The sequence below is a fragment of the Mycobacterium sp. genome (assembly GCF_049647605.1).
Taxonomy (GTDB): domain Bacteria; phylum Actinomycetota; class Actinomycetes; order Mycobacteriales; family Mycobacteriaceae; genus Mycobacterium.
In genome coordinates this window covers 1-1,561 of sequence record NZ_JBARXZ010000133.1, presented here as the reverse complement: position 1 = coordinate 1,561, position 1,561 = coordinate 1, and the positions used below count along the sequence as shown (strand labels likewise).

At 64.4% G+C, this 1,561-nt stretch carries 1 protein-coding gene and 1 pseudogene; both read right to left on the bottom strand.

The features are described from left to right. The coding region (locus WBB07_RS17830; protein WP_526309728.1) for a complex I subunit 4 family protein at positions 1 to 1,078 on the bottom strand (1,078 nt) is incomplete at its 3' end. After that, positions 1,072 to 1,561: pseudogene (locus WBB07_RS17825) on the bottom strand (NADH-quinone oxidoreductase subunit L); the annotation flags it as partial. The pseudogene WBB07_RS17825 and the gene WBB07_RS17830, both read right to left, overlap by 7 nt.

Genomic DNA, 1,561 nt, shown 5'->3' with positions numbered 1-1,561 from the left:
TGCGGGAGACCAGAAATCCGGCGATGAGGAACAGTGCGGCGGTGGAGATGCCGTGGTTGACCATGTAGAGGGTGGAGCCGGTTTGGCCTTGGCTGGTCATGACGAAGATGCCGAGGATGATGAAGCCGAAGTGGCTGATGGAGGTGTAGGCGATCAGGCGCATGACATCGGTTTGGCCGATGGCGAGGACGGCGCCGTAGACGATGCCGATGACTGCCAGGGTGATGATGACGGGCCGGAACAGGGTGGCCGGTTCGGGGAACAACTGTAGGCAGTAGCGCAGCATGCCGAAGGTGCCGACCTTGTCGACGATCGCCATCATCAGCACCGCGGAGGCCGGCGTGGATTCCGCTGCCACCCCCGGTAACCAGGTGTGGAACGGCCACAGCGGGGCCTTGATGGCAAACGCGAACATGAAGCCGAGGAACAGGGCGTTGAGGACCGCCGGGTTGACATCGAGTTCACCGGAGGCCACCGCGGCCACGATCACCCGGAAATCGAAGGTCCCCGACGCCACGATGTAGAGACCGACGACGCCTGCCAGCATCATCAACCCGCCGACGAGGCTGTACAGCAGGAACTTCAACGCGGCCCGCGGCGCCTGCGCCCCACCGAAGCGTCCGATGAGGAAGTACATCGGGATCAGCATCGCTTCGAAGAACACAAAGAACAGCAACACGTCCAATGCGGCGAAGGACACCAGGACCATCGATTCCACGGTCAGCATCAGCGCCAGATACGTTCTTGGACTGGGGGTATCGTTCCAGCCGGCCAGCAGGATAACCGGCATCAACGCGGCGGTGAGCAAGATCAGCACCAGCGCGATCCCGTCCACACCCAGGAGATAGCCGGCACCGAAGCTGGGGATCCACCGGTGGCTCTCGACGAACTGGTAGCGCTCCCCCACCGGATCGAACCCGACTGCCAGGCCGATCGCAATTGCCAGCACCACCAACGAGACCGCCACGGCAAGATACTTGGCGAGGTTGGGTCGCTGCGCCGGAACAAGTGTCACCAGGGCAGCACCCACGAGGGGCGCCACCCACAGCAGGGTCAACACGGGAAATTCGGTCACCACACCCTCACCAGAATCAGAGTCGCCAACACCAGGGTTGCCCCCGCGAAGACCGACAGTGCGTACGAGCGGGCAAATCCGGTCTGCAGCAGGCGCACCCGGCTCGACGCGACGGCGACCAGTCGGGCGATACCTTCCACGGCGCCATCGATGCCGGCCCGGTCCACCCGGACCAGCACCGCCGTCACGCGCTGCCCCGGTTTCATGAACAATTGTTCGTTCACGACGTCGCCATAGAGGTCCTGGCGGGCCGCCCATGTTCCCGCCGAGACCCATTCGGAAGCAACGCTTGTCACGCCAGAGCGATACTTCCTGACAGCCGCACCCACGCCGATGGCGACGATGGTGAGGGTGATGGTGGTGATGGCCCAGATCGGGATGACGTGGTGGACTTCGTGGGTGCCGACGACGGGCTCGAGCCAGGTGGTCAGGGTGCCGCCGACGGCGAGTGCGGCGCCGGCTCCGGCGGAGCCCAACGCGAGGATG